Here is a 14,610-nt window from a genome sequence, read left to right on the forward strand (position 1 = left end):
AGAGTAAAAAAAAGCAGAAAAAAATGAAGCTATAAAGAAAAAAACATGCATATTTTAATATATACAAAAAAAACCAAAAAAAACAAGGTAGTAAATAATTTATTAAAATACATTTTAAATGTTAAAATGTTAAAGAAATTGCATATGTAGTATTGAAAAGGAAATTAAAGCATAGCTAGTACATATGTTGAAATAAAAATAAATCAGAATATTCTGATAATTGCAAGTTAGAAGTGTTGTAAAATCTTTTTGAACAATATATTAAGGAATAATGAATAAAAGGGAGTAATATTATCAGATTAGCAATCTAAGTTCGTTTAATTGATAAATATTCAAAAATATAAGGTTTACATAGGTTTTTAAAAAGTTGATTTTCAACATATAATAACTTAAGGATAATGATTAGGCAAGGAGGTAAGATGTGGACAAGAGGAATAAAGATATGATTTTAACTGTAACTAGGACAAACATAATATTAGCTTTTCTTGTGGCTCTTATGCTTATCTTTGTAAAGTTTTCATTTGCAATAGCATTTTTAGTGGGAACTACCACAGCAATTATTAATTTTATAATTAATTCTTATGTTATTAATAGATGCTTCAAAGGTAAGAATGCCAAGGTTTTTATCCCAATAAGCTTTCTAGTAAGAATGTCACTTATATTAGGTGTTGCAATTTTATTTAGAGCTAATTACATAGACCTTATAATGTATTTAATAGGGTTCATTTTTCATCAAGTAGCAATTTTTAGATATGCTTTAAAAAAACCAAAGCAAGTCTAGAGTTGTATTACATTATAAATATTTTACAAGAGAGGGAGTGAATTAAATGCATATTTTTGCACCTCAGTTTACTGTAACATTAGGGTCATTTGTTTTACCAAGTTATTTAATCATGCAATGGGCAGTTATGTTGTTAATTATAATATTAGCAGGTATCGTAACAGCTAAACTTAACATGAAACCTGGAAAACTACAGGCTGTTGCAGAAATGTTCTACGAAGCAGTTGAAAAACTTGTTAGTGGAAATATAGGTAAAGAAGGAGCAGTATTCATACCATTCATAGGTACGCTTATGATTTACATATTACTATTAAACTATGTTGGTTTAATAGGAATAGCTCCGCCAACAAATAACTTAAATATAACTGGAGCGTTTGCAATAGTTGTAGTATTAGTTGTACATGGTAATGCTATAAGAAAAAATGGTATATTAGGATATCTTAAAGGATATGCTAGTCATGGAATAGCTATGATACCACTTAATTTAATGGAAAAAGTAATTTTTCCAGTATCTTTAGCTTTACGTTTATTTGGTAATATGCTAGCAGCAGGAATAGTTTTAGAGCTAGTATATGAAGGGCTTTCACATTTTGCATGGGCAGCACAAATTGGTTTACCAATTATAGCACATGGATTCTTCGACGTATTTGACGGAACAATTCAAATGATAGTGTTTGTAATGTTAACAGTAATTAACATTAAAATTACAGCACAATCACACTAAGATTAACTAATTAACTAAATTAACTAATCAATTAAATCAAACTAATTAAAAAAATATTTTCAAAAATTTGAGGAGGTATCTATTATGGATATGACATTATTAGCAGCAGGAATAGCAGTATTAGCAGGTATAGGAGCAGGGATTGGTATAGGAATCGCAACAGGAAGAGCAACAGAGGCGATAGCTAGACAACCAGAAGCATCAGATAAAATACAAAGTTTATTTATCATGGGAGCTGGTCTTTCAGAGGCAACAGCTATTTATGGATTCGTTGTAGCAATCATATTATTATTCGTTAAGTAATTTTTAGTACATAAATTATTTTAATATATATATATAATAGCCGATTATTCGTTGAAAGATTACTAAATATCGGCTGTTTTAAATTTACGGATATTCAAAACAATAGTTTTGAGCACATAAAAATACATAGTTAATCAAGAAATGAACCGAAAAGTTACGGAGTGAAGTGAAAAACTCAAGGAGGAAAAGTAAACATGGAATTTAACTGGACAACAGTAGTAGCAGCTATAATCAACCTTGGAATATTAGTATTAATCCTAAGATATTTCTTCTGGGATAGAATCAAAAAAGCAATCAAAGAAAGACAAGATGCTATAAATGAAAAATTAGCAAGTGCTGATAGAGCAAGAGAAGAAGCTGCGAAGTTAAAAGCTAAAAATGAAGAAATCTTAAAGCAAGCTCAAGAAGAAGGAAAGAGAATCATAGCAGAAAAGAAAATTGCTGCAGAGGAACTTTATAAGAAAATAGTAGCAGAAGCTACAGCAGAAGCTGAAGATTTAAAAGTTAAGGCTAATGAGCAAATAGGAATAGATGTAGCTAGAGCACAACTTACTCTTAAAGAGCAAGTTGTAGACCTTGCTATTGTATTATCTAAAAAAGCTATAGAAGGATCAATGGATGAAGAAAAGCATCAAGCTGTGATCGATAAGTATATCGAGAAAGTAGGTATGTAATATGATTTCAGGTAATAAAAATCTTCTAGTAGGATTTGTTAAAACAGTAGTTCCACTTACAGAGGAACAATATAGCAGTTTAGTATCTAAATTAGAAGCTAAATATGGAAAAAAAATTGAACTTAAGCAAGAAATCGATAAAAGCATTGTTGGTGGACTTTTTATACAAGTTGAAAATGAGTTTATAGATGCAACTATAAATTCACAATATCAAGAAATGAAAGAGTTAATGCTTAATAGAAAATAAAGGTGGTGAGTCTATATGAATATTAAAACAGAAGGACTATCTTCAGAACTTAAAGAAGATGTTAAAGGTTATGAAAAAGAAATAAGAGTAGTAGACTCAGGGACTATAATGCAAGTTGGAGACGGAGTTGCAAGAGTTGATGGTCTTAAAAGCTGTATGCAAGGAGAACTAGTAGAGTTCGAAAATGGCGCAGTTGGTATGGCTCTTAACTTAGAAGAAGACAACGTTGGGATAGTATTATTAGGATCTGAAAAAGGATTAAGAGAAGGAACTAAAGTTCAAAGCACTGGAAAAGTTGTTGAAGTACCAGTTGGTAATGCACTTTTAGGTAGAGTTGTAGATGCTTTAGGAAATGCAATTGATGGAAAAGGTCCAATCGAAAATGATGGTTTTAGACCAGTTGAAGCAAAAGCTCCAGCAGTTTTAGATAGAACACCAGTACACCAACCATTACAGACAGGAATTAAAGCTATAGATGCTATGATACCAGTAGGTAAAGGACAAAGAGAACTTATCATTGGAGATGCAGGAACAGGTAAAACAGCTGTTGGAATCGACTCTATCATCAACCAAAAAGGTAAGAATGTTAAGTGTGTATATGTTGCTATAGGACAAAAGCAATCTACAGTTGCTAATGTTTATAATATATTAGAAGAAGCGGGCGCTATGGAATATACAATTATTGTATCAGCAGCAGCATCAGAAGCAGCAGCACTTCAATTCTTAGCACCATATGCTGGAGTTGCAATGGCTGAATACTTTATGTGGAAAGGTGAAGATGTATTAATAGTATATGATGATTTATCAAAGCAAGCAGTTGCTTATAGAACATTATCATTACTTTTAAGAAGATCACCAGGTAGAGAGGCTTACCCAGGAGATGTATTCTATATACACTCAAGATTATTAGAGAGAGCAGCGAAACTTTCAAAAGAAAATGGTGGTGGTTCAATAACTGCTTTACCAATAATTGAAACTTTAGCAGGAGATGTGTCAGCATATGTTCCTACAAATGTTATCTCAATAACAGATGGTCAAATATTCTTAGAAAAAGGATTATTTGATGCAGGTCAAAAGCCAGCTATCAATCCAGGGATTTCAGTGTCAAGAGTTGGAGGAAGTGCTCAAACTAAAGCTATGAAGCAAGTTGCTAAGAGTTTAAGACTTGACCTTGCCCAGTTCAAAGAACTTGAATCATTCTCACAATTTGGAGCTGAACTTGATAAAGATACAGCAGATAGAATTGAAAAAGGTAAAAGAGTTCAAGAAGTATTAAAACAAGATGAATTCTCACCAAGAGAAGTTTCAGAGCAAGTAGTTGTTATGTACGTTGCTATAAAAGACTACTTAAAAGATGTAGAAGTTGACAATGTAGTTAGATTTGAAAGAGAATTCTTAGAGTTCATGCATGCAAATTATCCTAATATACTTAGTTCAATAGATAATGAAGCTAAGTTATTAGAAACTACAGAAGCAGAATTAAAGAACGCAATAGTTGCATTCAAAAAAAATTTCTAAGATAAGCATAGCTTTTTAAGCTATGCCATCTTTTAAGATAGGAGGTGTAGTGATGCCAGCAGGTGGATTATTAGCTTTAAAGAATAGAGTTAAAAGTGTAAAAACAACAAAGAAGACAACTAAAGCTATGTCTCTTATATCAGCTTCAAAGATGAAGAAGGCAAGAGTTAGACTTCAAAAGAATGAGTTTTACCTAAATAACTTAAAGCATATAGGAACTAAAATCTTTAGATATGCAGATAGCCCAAAAAATAATATATTAACACAAGAGAATGGTGAAGATAAGAAATTATACATCATACTTGCTTCTGATACAGGATTATGTGGAGGTTTCAATGGTAACGGAGCTATGTATTTAGCGCGTAAATTTGCAAACGACTTTAAGAATGTAGCAGTAATAATATCTGGTAAAAGAGCAAGATATTATGTTAATAAACATGGTTTTGAAACAGTTAAAGAATATAAGGACCCTAATGATCAAATCACTATTAAAGAAGCAAGAGTAATGGCTTCTGATTTAGTAGATTTATTCTTACATAAAGGTTATGAAGAAGTTAGTCTTGTATATACAAAATTCTATAGTGCTGGAAAGCAAAGAGTGGTAGAAGAGAGAATATTACCATTTGAAGTTTTGCAGACAGAAGAAGTAGTAGAAGAATTAGACTTTGATTTAGAACCAGGTTCTGAAGAGATAGTTGCTGATTATATAATGAGACAGATAGAGGCACAACTTATAAATGCTGTATATCATTCAAAGACAAGTGAACATAGTGCTAGAATGATGGCTATGGATAATGCAACAACAAATGCAAATAAAATGGCTATTGAACTAGAGGCTAAATATAATAGATTAAGACAAAGTGTTATTACACAAGAAATTGCGGAAATTATAGGTGGATTAGAAGCAAGTAAAAAGAAAAAAAAGAAATAAATTAAGTAGGCAAAGGAGGTAGTTTAGATGTCAAAGAATATAGGTAGAGTTGTTCAAATTTTAGGACCAGTTGTTGATATGAAGTTTGAAGAATTAGTACCAAGCATATACAATGCAGTAGAGATTGAGTTAAACGGAAAAATACTTGTTTGTGAAGTAGTTCAACATATAGGAAATAAAACTGTAAGAGCAATCGCTATGGATTTAACAGAAGGACTACAAAGAGGTACAGAAGCAGTCGATACAGGAAATCCTATATCAGTACCAGTAGGTGACGTAGTATTAGGAAGAGTATTCGATGTTTTAGGTAATCCAATAGATGATAAAGGTGAAGTAAAAGCAGAAAAGAAAATGCCAATACATAGAGCAGCCCCATCTTTCTTTGAACAATCAATCAAACCAGAAATGTTTGAGACAGGAATCAAAGTAATAGATTTAATGGCACCATTCCAAAGAGGTGGTAAAACTGGACTATTTGGAGGAGCTGGAGTTGGTAAAACTGTAATGATACAGGAACTTATTCACAACATAGCTAAAGCTCACGGTGGATTATCAGTATTCGCTGGAGTTGGAGAAAGATCAAGAGAAGGTAAAGACCTTATACTTGAGATGACAGATTCAGAAGTTATCCACAAAGCTGCTTTAGTTTTTGGACAAATGAACGAATCACCAGGAGCTAGAATGAGAGTTGCATTAACAGCACTTACAATGGCAGAAAACTTTAGAGACCAAGGTCAAGATGTGTTAGTATTTATAGATAATATCTTCAGATATTCACAAGCTGGATCAGAAGTTTCAGCTTTACTTGGAAGAATACCATCAGCAGTTGGATACCAACCAACACTTGCTAATGAAATGGGAGACTTACAAGAAAGAATTACATCAACTAAGAATGGGTCTATAACATCAGTTCAAGCAGTATATGTTCCTGCTGATGACTTAACAGATCCAGCTCCAGCTAACACATTTGCGCACTTAGATGCAAAAATAGTTTTAGCAAGAGCATTAACTGAGATTGGAATATACCCTGCGGTTGATCCATTAGCATCAGCTTCAAGAATATTACAACCAAGAATAGTTGGAGATGATCATTATGATACAGCTATGAAAGTTAAGAAAATCTTAGCAAGATATACAGAACTTCAAGATATTATTGCAATTCTTGGATTAGAAGAATTATCAGATGAAGATAAAAAAGTAGTTGCAAGAGCAAGAAGAGTACAAAAATTCTTCTCACAACCACTTCACGTTGCTGAACAATTCAACGGATTCCCAGGATTATATGTTCCAGTATCAGAAACAATCAGAAGTTTTAAGGAAATCTTAGAAGGTAAATATGATGATTTACCAGAAGGATTATTCTATGACTGTGGTTCAGTTGATGATGTTGTAGAAAAAGCAAAAGCTAAGGGCTTAATGTAATAACGGGAGGTATGTTATGAAGGTATTTAACCTAATAATATCAACACCAGAAGATATATTCTTCGAGGGCGATGTTAGATCATTAAAAGCTAAAACATCTTTTGGAGAGTTCCAAATGTATGCTGATCATGAACCTTATATAGCTACTGTTAGACCTTGTGTCTTTACAATAGTTGATGAAAAAGGTGAAAAATTAGAATATGCTATATCAGAGGGAACTATTGAAACTAAAGGTGACAGTGTTGTCCTTTGTGTTAATTCAATAGATTCTAAAGATTCTATTAATTTAGAAAAAGCAGAAGAGGCGAAAGCTCGTGCAATGGAAAGAATTGATTCTAAAGATTATAAGGTAGAAACATCTAGAGCTAAGAATGCACTAGCTAGAGCTAATGCAAGAATAGAATTAGGTAAATAAGAAATAGTAGATGCAATTGCATCTACTATTTTTTTTATGTAATTTTAAGTAGAAGAATAAGCACAAAAGAATTTAAATCAGAATATATTTATAGTATAAGAAAATATATTGATTATTTTTATAAAATATGGTCAATACTTCTAAATGAGGTGGGGATTAAAATGAAAAAAGTGGTTTTATGTATGAGTATTATGATAATGACTTCAATTGTTTTTCTTGGAGGGAGTAAAAGTTTCAATATATATGATGTTTTAGTAAGAGAAAACTATGAGGTAGTAGAACAAGGTATTAAGCTACAGTATAGTGAGAAAAATATGGACATGTCTTACTTAAAGAATGTTCTTAACTTAACAGATGATTTTGAAATGTATAATAAAAACTTCTATTATTTAAAGGAAAATAATAAATATTCAATAGAGATTAAAGGGATAGATAGATTTATAGAAATTGAAATAAAAGATTTTAATAATGATATGAAAATTGAAGAAATAGAAAAAATAACAAAAAAAATGTTGAATAATAAAAAAGACCTAAAAGTTTTTACCTATGTGAAGGGAAAAACAAATGATATTCATAGCTTAAAAGAAACATCAAAATTTATAAAAACTGAGTTGCAAAGTGAAGGGAATGAAAGTTTAAAGCTTAGTAATGGAGAAACTGGAATAATAGAATTAAATAATGAAGAGTATAATTACTCGTTAATAAGCTATGAAAAGGACAACAATTATATAATTGTTGGAAGCCCTGTAATATTCATCACGTATTAGGAAGAATAATGGAGGACGATATGGAAAAAATATTAGTTAAAAGTGGACAAAAGCTAAGTGGACAAGTAGATATAAGTGCAGCAAAAAATTCTGTATTACCAATAATAGCAGCATCAATATTATCAGATGAGAAGGTTATTATTAAAAATTATCCAAGTCTTAATGATGTAAGGGTACTTACTGAAGTTTTATATGATATAGGCTGTGATATAAGTATGGATGAAATAAATTACGATTTACAGATAGACCCAACAAATATTAAAAAATATACAGCAAATTGTGAACTTGTAAAAAAGATGAGAGCTTCTTTTTTAGTAATGGGACCAATGCTTGCAAAGTATAAAAAATTTACTTTATCATGCCCAGGTGGGTGTAATATAGGGACAAGGCCTATTGATTTGCATCTTAAAGGTTTTGAAGCTTTAGGGGCAAAAATTGTGCAGGAACATGGATTTATTGAAATTATAGGAGAAAATTTAAAAGGAAATGAAATTTATTTAGATTTTCCATCAGTAGGGGCAACAGAGAACATAATGATGGCAGCGTCTAGGATAGAAGGTAGAACGGTTATAAATAATCCAGCACTTGAACCAGAAATAGAAGATTTAGCAAATTTTTTAAATAGCATGGGTGCAAAAGTTCAGTTTAATATTAATTCTACAATTATCATAGATGGGGTTAAGTCATTGAAGGGGACAACTTATCAACCTATATATGATAGGATTGAAGCCGGAACATTTATGGTTGCAGCTGCTATTACAAATTCCACAATACAAATAAATGGTGTTGAAGAAGAGCATTTAAAACCAGTTATTCAAAAGCTTATAGAGTCAGGAAGTGAGATAACTATAGATAGTAAGACAAAAATTGCGATTGTTAAGGGACCAAAAGAAATAATACCAACAGATATTATAACTAGACCACATCCAGGTTATCCAACAGATATGCAATCACAGATGATGTCATTATTAGCTATTGCAAATGGGAATTGTAATATTGAAGAAACTGTATTTGAAAATAGGTTTATGAATGTTGCAGAACTTTCAAGAATGGGAGCTGATATTAAAATAAAAGGAAATACTTCTATAATTACAGGAGTTAAGAAACTTACAGGATGTCAGGTTAAAGCAAGTGATTTAAGGTCAGGTGCTGCTCTTATATTGGCTGGACTTGTGGCTGAGGGTTACACTGAAATAGAAGATATATATCATATTGATAGAGGGTATATGAATATAGAGGATAAGTTTAGTAAACTTGGTGCACAAATTTATAGAGTTAAGTGAGATAAGTGAGTAAAAAATTTACTCACTTATTTTTATATTATGTAATATATCTTATTACAACCTACATATAAATAAATATATTGTAATGGTAAAAATTAATGAGGTAGTAATAGTATGAAAAAATTTGATTTAAAAAGATTTGAGAGAGCATTGAGAAGTTTTTGTATAAAGATGATTAGAGGGATTAAAAATATAAAATTACAAAAGTTAAAGCATTTAATAACTATATGTATAGCGGTTGTCATAATATTTTCAATACCTATAATTTTTGGAACTATAAGTAATAATAGTTATCAAAAAATTGAAGGCAATGAAAAAAAAGAAGTTAAAACTAAAAATAAAAAGGATATTATAAGTGGAGAATTACTAAGTATAGATACAAGTAGTGTAAAAGTTTATACAACGTCAGGAGTTCTAAAAACAATTCCCTTAGAGGAATATGTTCAAGGGGTAGTTAGTTCAGAATTGCCATTATCATTCGAAAAAGAAGCAATGATAGCACAGGGGATATTAGCTAGGACATATGTAGCAAGTAAGATGGTTACGCCTTGTGGTAGGGCAAAAGAGCATGGCGGAGTAATTTGTGATACAGTTCATTGTCAGGTATATAAACCTTTAGAAGAAAGAATTAATAGTGTTGGGTATGATGAGGATATATTTAGAAAAAAGGTAGTAGATGCGGTTAAAAAAACAGAGAGTGAGGTTCTAACTTATGATGGACTTTTAGTTAGATATCCTCAGTATTTTGCAATAAGTTCTGGGAAAACAGAAAATGGTTATGATGTATTTAATACTGATGCACCTTATTTGAAGTCGGTAGTTAGTATTGGTGAGGAGGAACTTCCAAGATTTAAAGATGAAACTATAATTTCTTATTCAGATTTTGCGTATAAAGTTAATTCTGCTTATCCAGGGGCTAATTTAACAAGTGCAAATATAAAAGAGAATGTAGAAATATTAGCAAGGACAGATGGTGGGAGTGTATCAAGAATAAAACTTGGGGGAGTAACAATAAAAGGAACTGAACTAAGAGTAGTATTAGGACTTGATTCAGCAAATTTTGAATTAGAGTTTGATGATAAAATTATAATAAATAGCAAAGGTTATGGGCATGGAGTTGGTATGAGCCAATGGGGTGCTAATGCAATGGCTAAGGATGGGAAAAAGTATAATGAGATATTAAAGCATTATTATACAGATGTTGAAATAACTAAATTAAAAAAAGTAAGGATTGGATAAAAGAAGGTATAGTCTATTGATTTCGATAGATTATGCCTTTTTTCTTTTTGAAGTGTAATAAAATGACGAATGAAAAAAATTAAAAAATTAAATAGATATGTATTAATTTTGTTTTTATAGGACAGACTACTAAACGGAGGTGTTGACATGGATAAATTAATAAACTTTTTAAAGAAACATAGTTTCTATGTAATTTTAGTAGGGTGCTTAGCTGTATTAGGTGTTGTTGCGGTTGCAACAGGAGGGAATAAAGCAGAGGAGTCTACTAAAAAACCGGTCGCTACTAATGTTGAAACTGAGGATGCAAAAACAGGTAATGAAATTATCGAAGGTGCTGAATTGGTGAAGGAAGAAGCAAAAGAAGAGAACAAGCAAGAGAAGGCTAAAGAAGAGGAATCTAAAAAAACAACAGTTAAAGAGGATGACTCAGTAGCTACAAATGCTAAACCTAAGTCAGAAATAATAAATCCTATAAAAGATGGACTAGTAACTAGAAAATTTAATATAGAGCCAAGACTTGAGAAGGATGGCAAAGTTGCAAATGTCTATAAAGGGATTGATATTGAAGCTATAAAGGGTAGTGATGTATTAGCAATAGCTGATGGTGAAATCATAGAAGCTCAAAGTGGAGATTCAAGAGAAGGTAATTATGTTAAAGTAAAACATTCAAATGGATTAATTGTAATGTACGGTAATTTAGAAGCAAAGTTAAATGTAAAAGTTGGAGACAAGGTCTCACAAGGAGCTGTGCTTGGTAAAACAGGTAACTCAATAAAAGTAAGTCCGGCTGACAGAAAGTCAAAAGAATACTTACTAATACATGTTGAAAAAGACAGAGAACCTATAGATCCACTAACAATTTTTAAAGAATTAAAAGTTAAAGAATAATTAAAAGCCAGCCATGTTCTGAAAGGAATATGGCTGGTTAATAATTAACCAAATTTAAGGAGGAGTATATAAAAGTGAAAGACTATATTGAGGAAAGAGTTTTAGAAGTAGCAAGGTATATAATAGAATCTAAATCAACAATAAGAAGAACAGCAAAGGTGTTTGGAGTAAGTAAGAGCACGATTCATAAGGACATGACAGAACGACTTCCAAAGATAAATCCTAATATTGCAGATGAAGCTAAGTTTATATTAGATGTCAATAAAGCTGAGAGACATATAAGAGGTGGAAAGGCCACAAAATTAAAATATAAAATAGTTGAAGGTGGACCTTTATAAGTATATAATGGATATAATGAGATAAAATGTAAAATAGTAAGATAAAGAGTAGAAAATGATAGAAATGGGGAGTGCAAAGGTTATGTGGTTTTTAAATAGGGGAGCAGATATGGGCATAGACTTAGGTACAGCTACGGTTTTAGTTCATATAAAAGGTAAGGGTGTAGTACTTCAAGAGCCTTCAGTGGTAGCAATTGACAAGACAAGAAACAAGGTACTAGCAGTTGGTGAAGAAGCTAGACAAATGATAGGAAGAACACCAGGGAATATTGTGGCAATAAGACCATTGAGAAATGGTGTTATATCTGACTATGATGTTACAGAGAAGATGTTACAGTACTTTATAAAAAAAGGTATTGGAAAAAATAGAGTTTCAGCACCAAAAGTAATGGTATGTATACCTTCACAAGCAACTGAAGTAGAAAAAAGAGCAGTAATGGATGCAGCAAGAAATTCAGGAGCTAGAAGTGTTTATTTAGTGGAAGAACCCTTAGCAGCGGCAATTGGAGCTGGTATTGATATATCAGAACCTAATGGGAGAATGGTTGTTGATATAGGGGGAGGAACTTGTGATATAGCAGTTATTTCACTAGGTGGAATAGTAGTTAGGTCATCTTTAAAGGTGGCAGGTGATACTTTTGATGAAGCAATTATAAGATACATAAGAACTAATTATAAATTAATGATAGGTGAAAGAACAGCAGAAGAACTTAAAATAAAAGTTGGATCAGTTGTTAAAGGATTAAAAGATGAAAGTCTTGCTATAAAAGGTAGAAATTTAGTTACTGGACTTCCAGATGAAGTTATAATATCATCAGAACAAGTTAGAGAAGCTGTAGAAGATTCAGTAAAACTTATAGCTGAAAATTTACATTCTGTATTAGAAAAAACGCCTCCAGAACTTGCGGCAGATATTATGGATGCAGGAATTCTTATGACAGGTGGAGGATCATTACTGTATGGTTTAGATAAATATTTAGAAGCTATGACAGGTGTCTCTGTCAGTGTTGCAGAGAATGCAATTACTTGTGTTGCTGAAGGAACCGGAAAGATATTAGACGTATTTAGTAAATTGAATTTAAATATGGATGAAGATGAAGTTAAACTTATAAAATAGTATAAATTTTAAGGAGCACTAGTTTAAACTAGTGCTTTTATTTTAGTTATTTAAATCAACATTTAATGTGTAGGCACTTAAAAGAGCATTTACGATAACTTTAGAAATATCCATCACTAAATTTAATCTAATAGCACGGCTAGAAAACAAATCTTTTTTTGAGGAAGAATCTATAATTCCTATAATTGAAAGATCTCCAACTGATGGAAGGAGTTTTCCAACGCCTTTTCCAGGCTTTAAAGAATCTGTTTTTAGATGTATTTCACCAATAGCTTTAATATCTCCAAGGCAAGCATCAATAGCTATTATAGTTGAGTAAGGATGAAGTTTATATATTCTTTCAAGTTCTATATCTATGTTGAGTGCGTGTATAGGATGTTCTAGTGTTCCATAGATGGGGAGTGGAAAGTTTTTTTCAAGTAAAGATGATCCAATTAAAGGTCCTAGACAGTCACCTATACATTTATCAGTCCCTATACAAATGATAATTGAATCATTTATATAATCTTTTAAAAAATGAGCTAGTTTATAATAAGATAGTGAATCTTTATAATAGCTTTTAATTTTATTCAAAAATTCGCCTCCTTCAAGAAGTTATATGAAATAATCTTTTTATTTATTTATGAAGTATAAATTTAAAATATATTGTCAATATTTAAATATGAGGTGATATATTATATGAAAAAGAAGTACTTATCGGGACTAGTTATTTTAATAACTACAATTTTAGTTGGATTAATGCTAATTAAGGGGGGGAATAAAGATAGTGATTATATAATGGTAAAAGAAGTGAATGATATTTCGAATAATATAAAAAGTGAAGATATAGATATGTTAGTAAATGAGATAGAAGCTTGTAAGGGAGATGAAAGTTTAAGTGATGAGGATAATTCAAATGATATAAAAAATGAAATTGATGAACAAGAGAAAAATGATATTCAAGAAAAAAATGAAATAGTGCAAGAGGATGAATTAGATGAGGAAAGTATAGAAGAGTTTGGACAAGAAGAAAGTATGCCGGTATTTAAAGTTGATAAAATGCTTATTATGAATAGATTATCTTTTACTGAAAAGAAAAGTTTAGTTAAAGTGGTCACAGGATTATCTATGAATGATTATGCTATTATTATGGAAAGTATTAAAAATGATAGTGAACTGAAATGTGTTACAAAAGTAAATAAAATATTTAAAGAAAGGCTTGAAAAAGCTGAATATGACTTAGTTAAAGAGATATTAGAGCCATATATAAATTTAGAAGCATTATAAAAATGAAAATCTTATTAATTTAAAGAAAAATGAAGAAAATGAGAAATATACGCAAATAAATCTTTTAAATGGGATATTTTGAAGTTGAAATATAGTCTAAGAAGAGATATACTAACTATTGTCGGTCAGCTAAGTGCTAAACGATACTAAATTTAATATGCTGGCATGGCTCAATTGGCAGAGCAGCTGATTTGTAATCAGCAGGTTATCGGTTCAAGTCCGATTGCTAGCTCCAAATGTGGTGGGGTTCCCGAGTGGCCAAAGGGAACAGACTGTAAATCTGTCGTCGTAGACTTCGAAGGTTCGAATCCTTCTCCCACTACCATTTTTTTAAAAGAATAAATTTCTCAGAATAAGGTCGCATAGCTCAGCTGGGAGAGCACCTGCCTTACAAGCAGGGGGTCACAGGTTCGAACCCTGTTGCGACCACCAAAAAAACTTAATATGCTGGCATGGCTCAATTGGCAGAGCAGCTGATTTGTAATCAGCAGGTTATCGGTTCAAGTCCGATTGCTAGCTCCAAATGTGGTGGGGTTCCCGAGTGGCCAAAGGGAACAGACTGTAAATCTGTCGTCGTAGACTTCGAAGGTTCGAATCCTTCTCCCACTACCATTTTTTTAAAAGAATAAATTTCTCAGAATAAGGTCGCATAGCTCAGCTGGGAGAGCACCTGCCTTACAAGCAGGGGGTCACAGGT

Annotated in this window: 17 protein-coding genes and 5 tRNA genes; 21 read left to right on the forward strand and 1 reads right to left on the reverse strand. The window is 31.5% G+C overall.

The window, feature by feature from the left end:
* Positions 1-421 precede the first annotated feature (421 nt).
* The 15 genes from Q0V24_RS09795 to mreB all read left to right on the forward strand — a co-directional run bounded on the left by Q0V24_RS09795 (position 422) and on the right by mreB (position 12,647).
* Positions 422-781 carry an ATP synthase subunit I gene (locus Q0V24_RS09795; RefSeq protein WP_297520939.1) on the forward strand — a complete coding sequence of 120 codons (360 nt, stop codon included), beginning with the start codon at positions 422-424 and terminating at the stop codon, positions 779-781.
* A 46-nt stretch (positions 782-827) separates the two neighbouring features.
* Positions 828-1,505 carry a F0F1 ATP synthase subunit A gene (locus tag Q0V24_RS09800; protein ID WP_297520942.1) on the forward strand — a complete coding sequence of 226 codons (678 nt, stop codon included), beginning with the start codon at positions 828-830 and terminating at the stop codon, positions 1,503-1,505.
* 84 nt (positions 1,506-1,589) lie between these two features.
* The gene (atpE, locus tag Q0V24_RS09805) at positions 1,590-1,808 is read left to right on the forward strand and encodes an ATP synthase F0 subunit C (protein WP_297520944.1); all 219 of its coding nucleotides are present in this window, start codon (positions 1,590-1,592) and stop codon (positions 1,806-1,808) included.
* Between the two features lie 194 nt (positions 1,809-2,002).
* Positions 2,003-2,482 carry a F0F1 ATP synthase subunit B gene (locus Q0V24_RS09810; RefSeq protein WP_297520946.1) on the forward strand — a complete coding sequence of 160 codons (480 nt, stop codon included), beginning with the start codon at positions 2,003-2,005 and terminating at the stop codon, positions 2,480-2,482.
* Position 2,483: 1 nt separating this feature from the next.
* Positions 2,484-2,729, forward strand: a complete 246-nt coding sequence (locus tag Q0V24_RS09815; RefSeq protein ID WP_297520948.1) for a F0F1 ATP synthase subunit delta — start codon at positions 2,484-2,486, stop codon at positions 2,727-2,729.
* 15 nt (positions 2,730-2,744) lie between these two features.
* Positions 2,745-4,247 (forward strand): F0F1 ATP synthase subunit alpha, encoded by a 1,503-nt coding sequence (gene atpA / locus Q0V24_RS09820; protein ID WP_297520950.1) that lies wholly within the window; start codon positions 2,745-2,747, stop codon positions 4,245-4,247.
* A gap of 52 nt (positions 4,248-4,299) precedes the next feature.
* Positions 4,300-5,178 (forward strand): ATP synthase F1 subunit gamma, encoded by an 879-nt coding sequence (gene atpG, locus Q0V24_RS09825; RefSeq protein WP_297520952.1) that lies wholly within the window; start codon positions 4,300-4,302, stop codon positions 5,176-5,178.
* A 27-nt stretch (positions 5,179-5,205) separates the two neighbouring features.
* A complete protein-coding gene (gene atpD, locus Q0V24_RS09830) occupies positions 5,206-6,600 on the forward strand; it encodes a F0F1 ATP synthase subunit beta (RefSeq protein ID WP_297520953.1) in 1,395 nt (464 codons plus the stop codon).
* Positions 6,601-6,616: 16 nt separating this feature from the next.
* Positions 6,617-7,015 (forward strand): ATP synthase F1 subunit epsilon, encoded by a 399-nt coding sequence (gene atpC / locus Q0V24_RS09835; protein ID WP_297520954.1) that lies wholly within the window; start codon positions 6,617-6,619, stop codon positions 7,013-7,015.
* A 161-nt stretch (positions 7,016-7,176) separates the two neighbouring features.
* On the forward strand, positions 7,177-7,782 hold the full coding sequence (locus Q0V24_RS09840) for a hypothetical protein (protein ID WP_297520955.1): 606 nt from the start codon (positions 7,177-7,179) through the stop codon (positions 7,780-7,782).
* Positions 7,783-7,802: 20 nt separating this feature from the next.
* Entirely contained in the window at positions 7,803-9,065 is a 1,263-nt protein-coding gene (gene murA / locus Q0V24_RS09845; protein ID WP_297520956.1) for a UDP-N-acetylglucosamine 1-carboxyvinyltransferase, read from the forward strand.
* A gap of 114 nt (positions 9,066-9,179) precedes the next feature.
* On the forward strand, positions 9,180-10,304 hold the full coding sequence (gene spoIID / locus Q0V24_RS09850; protein ID WP_297520959.1) for a stage II sporulation protein D: 1,125 nt from the start codon (positions 9,180-9,182) through the stop codon (positions 10,302-10,304).
* A 147-nt stretch (positions 10,305-10,451) separates the two neighbouring features.
* On the forward strand, positions 10,452-11,192 hold the full coding sequence (locus Q0V24_RS09855; RefSeq protein WP_297520961.1) for a M23 family metallopeptidase: 741 nt from the start codon (positions 10,452-10,454) through the stop codon (positions 11,190-11,192).
* 74 nt (positions 11,193-11,266) lie between these two features.
* The gene (gene spoIIID / locus Q0V24_RS09860; protein ID WP_297520963.1) at positions 11,267-11,530 is read left to right on the forward strand and encodes a sporulation transcriptional regulator SpoIIID; all 264 of its coding nucleotides are present in this window, start codon (positions 11,267-11,269) and stop codon (positions 11,528-11,530) included.
* Between the two features lie 82 nt (positions 11,531-11,612).
* Positions 11,613-12,647, forward strand: a complete 1,035-nt coding sequence (mreB, locus tag Q0V24_RS09865; protein WP_297520972.1) for a rod shape-determining protein MreB — start codon at positions 11,613-11,615, stop codon at positions 12,645-12,647.
* A 42-nt stretch (positions 12,648-12,689) separates the two neighbouring features.
* Here mreB and yyaC read toward each other — a convergent pair whose 3' ends face one another.
* Positions 12,690-13,220: a spore protease YyaC gene (gene yyaC / locus Q0V24_RS09870; RefSeq protein WP_297520966.1), complete on the reverse strand. Its 531-nt coding sequence runs from the start codon at positions 13,218-13,220 to the stop codon at positions 12,690-12,692.
* Between the two features lie 105 nt (positions 13,221-13,325).
* Here yyaC and Q0V24_RS09875 point away from each other — a divergent pair, with 105 nt between their 5' ends.
* The 6 genes from Q0V24_RS09875 to Q0V24_RS09900 all read left to right on the forward strand — a co-directional run bounded on the left by Q0V24_RS09875 (position 13,326) and on the right by Q0V24_RS09900 (position 14,525).
* Positions 13,326-13,913, forward strand: a complete 588-nt coding sequence (locus Q0V24_RS09875; protein ID WP_297520968.1) for a hypothetical protein — start codon at positions 13,326-13,328, stop codon at positions 13,911-13,913.
* Positions 13,914-14,072: 159 nt separating this feature from the next.
* Positions 14,073-14,148: transfer RNA gene (locus Q0V24_RS09880), tRNA-Thr, on the forward strand.
* Between the two features lie 5 nt (positions 14,149-14,153).
* Positions 14,154-14,238, forward strand: a tRNA-Tyr gene (locus Q0V24_RS09885).
* Between the two features lie 31 nt (positions 14,239-14,269).
* A tRNA-Val gene (locus Q0V24_RS09890) sits at positions 14,270-14,345 on the forward strand.
* Between the two features lie 14 nt (positions 14,346-14,359).
* Positions 14,360-14,435: transfer RNA gene (locus tag Q0V24_RS09895), tRNA-Thr, on the forward strand.
* 5 nt (positions 14,436-14,440) lie between these two features.
* A tRNA-Tyr gene (locus Q0V24_RS09900) sits at positions 14,441-14,525 on the forward strand.
* Positions 14,526-14,610: the final 85 nt, after the last annotated feature.

Origin of the sequence: uncultured Clostridium sp. (genome assembly GCF_947039605.1) — a bacterium.
Classification (GTDB): domain Bacteria; phylum Bacillota; class Clostridia; order Clostridiales; family Clostridiaceae; genus Sarcina.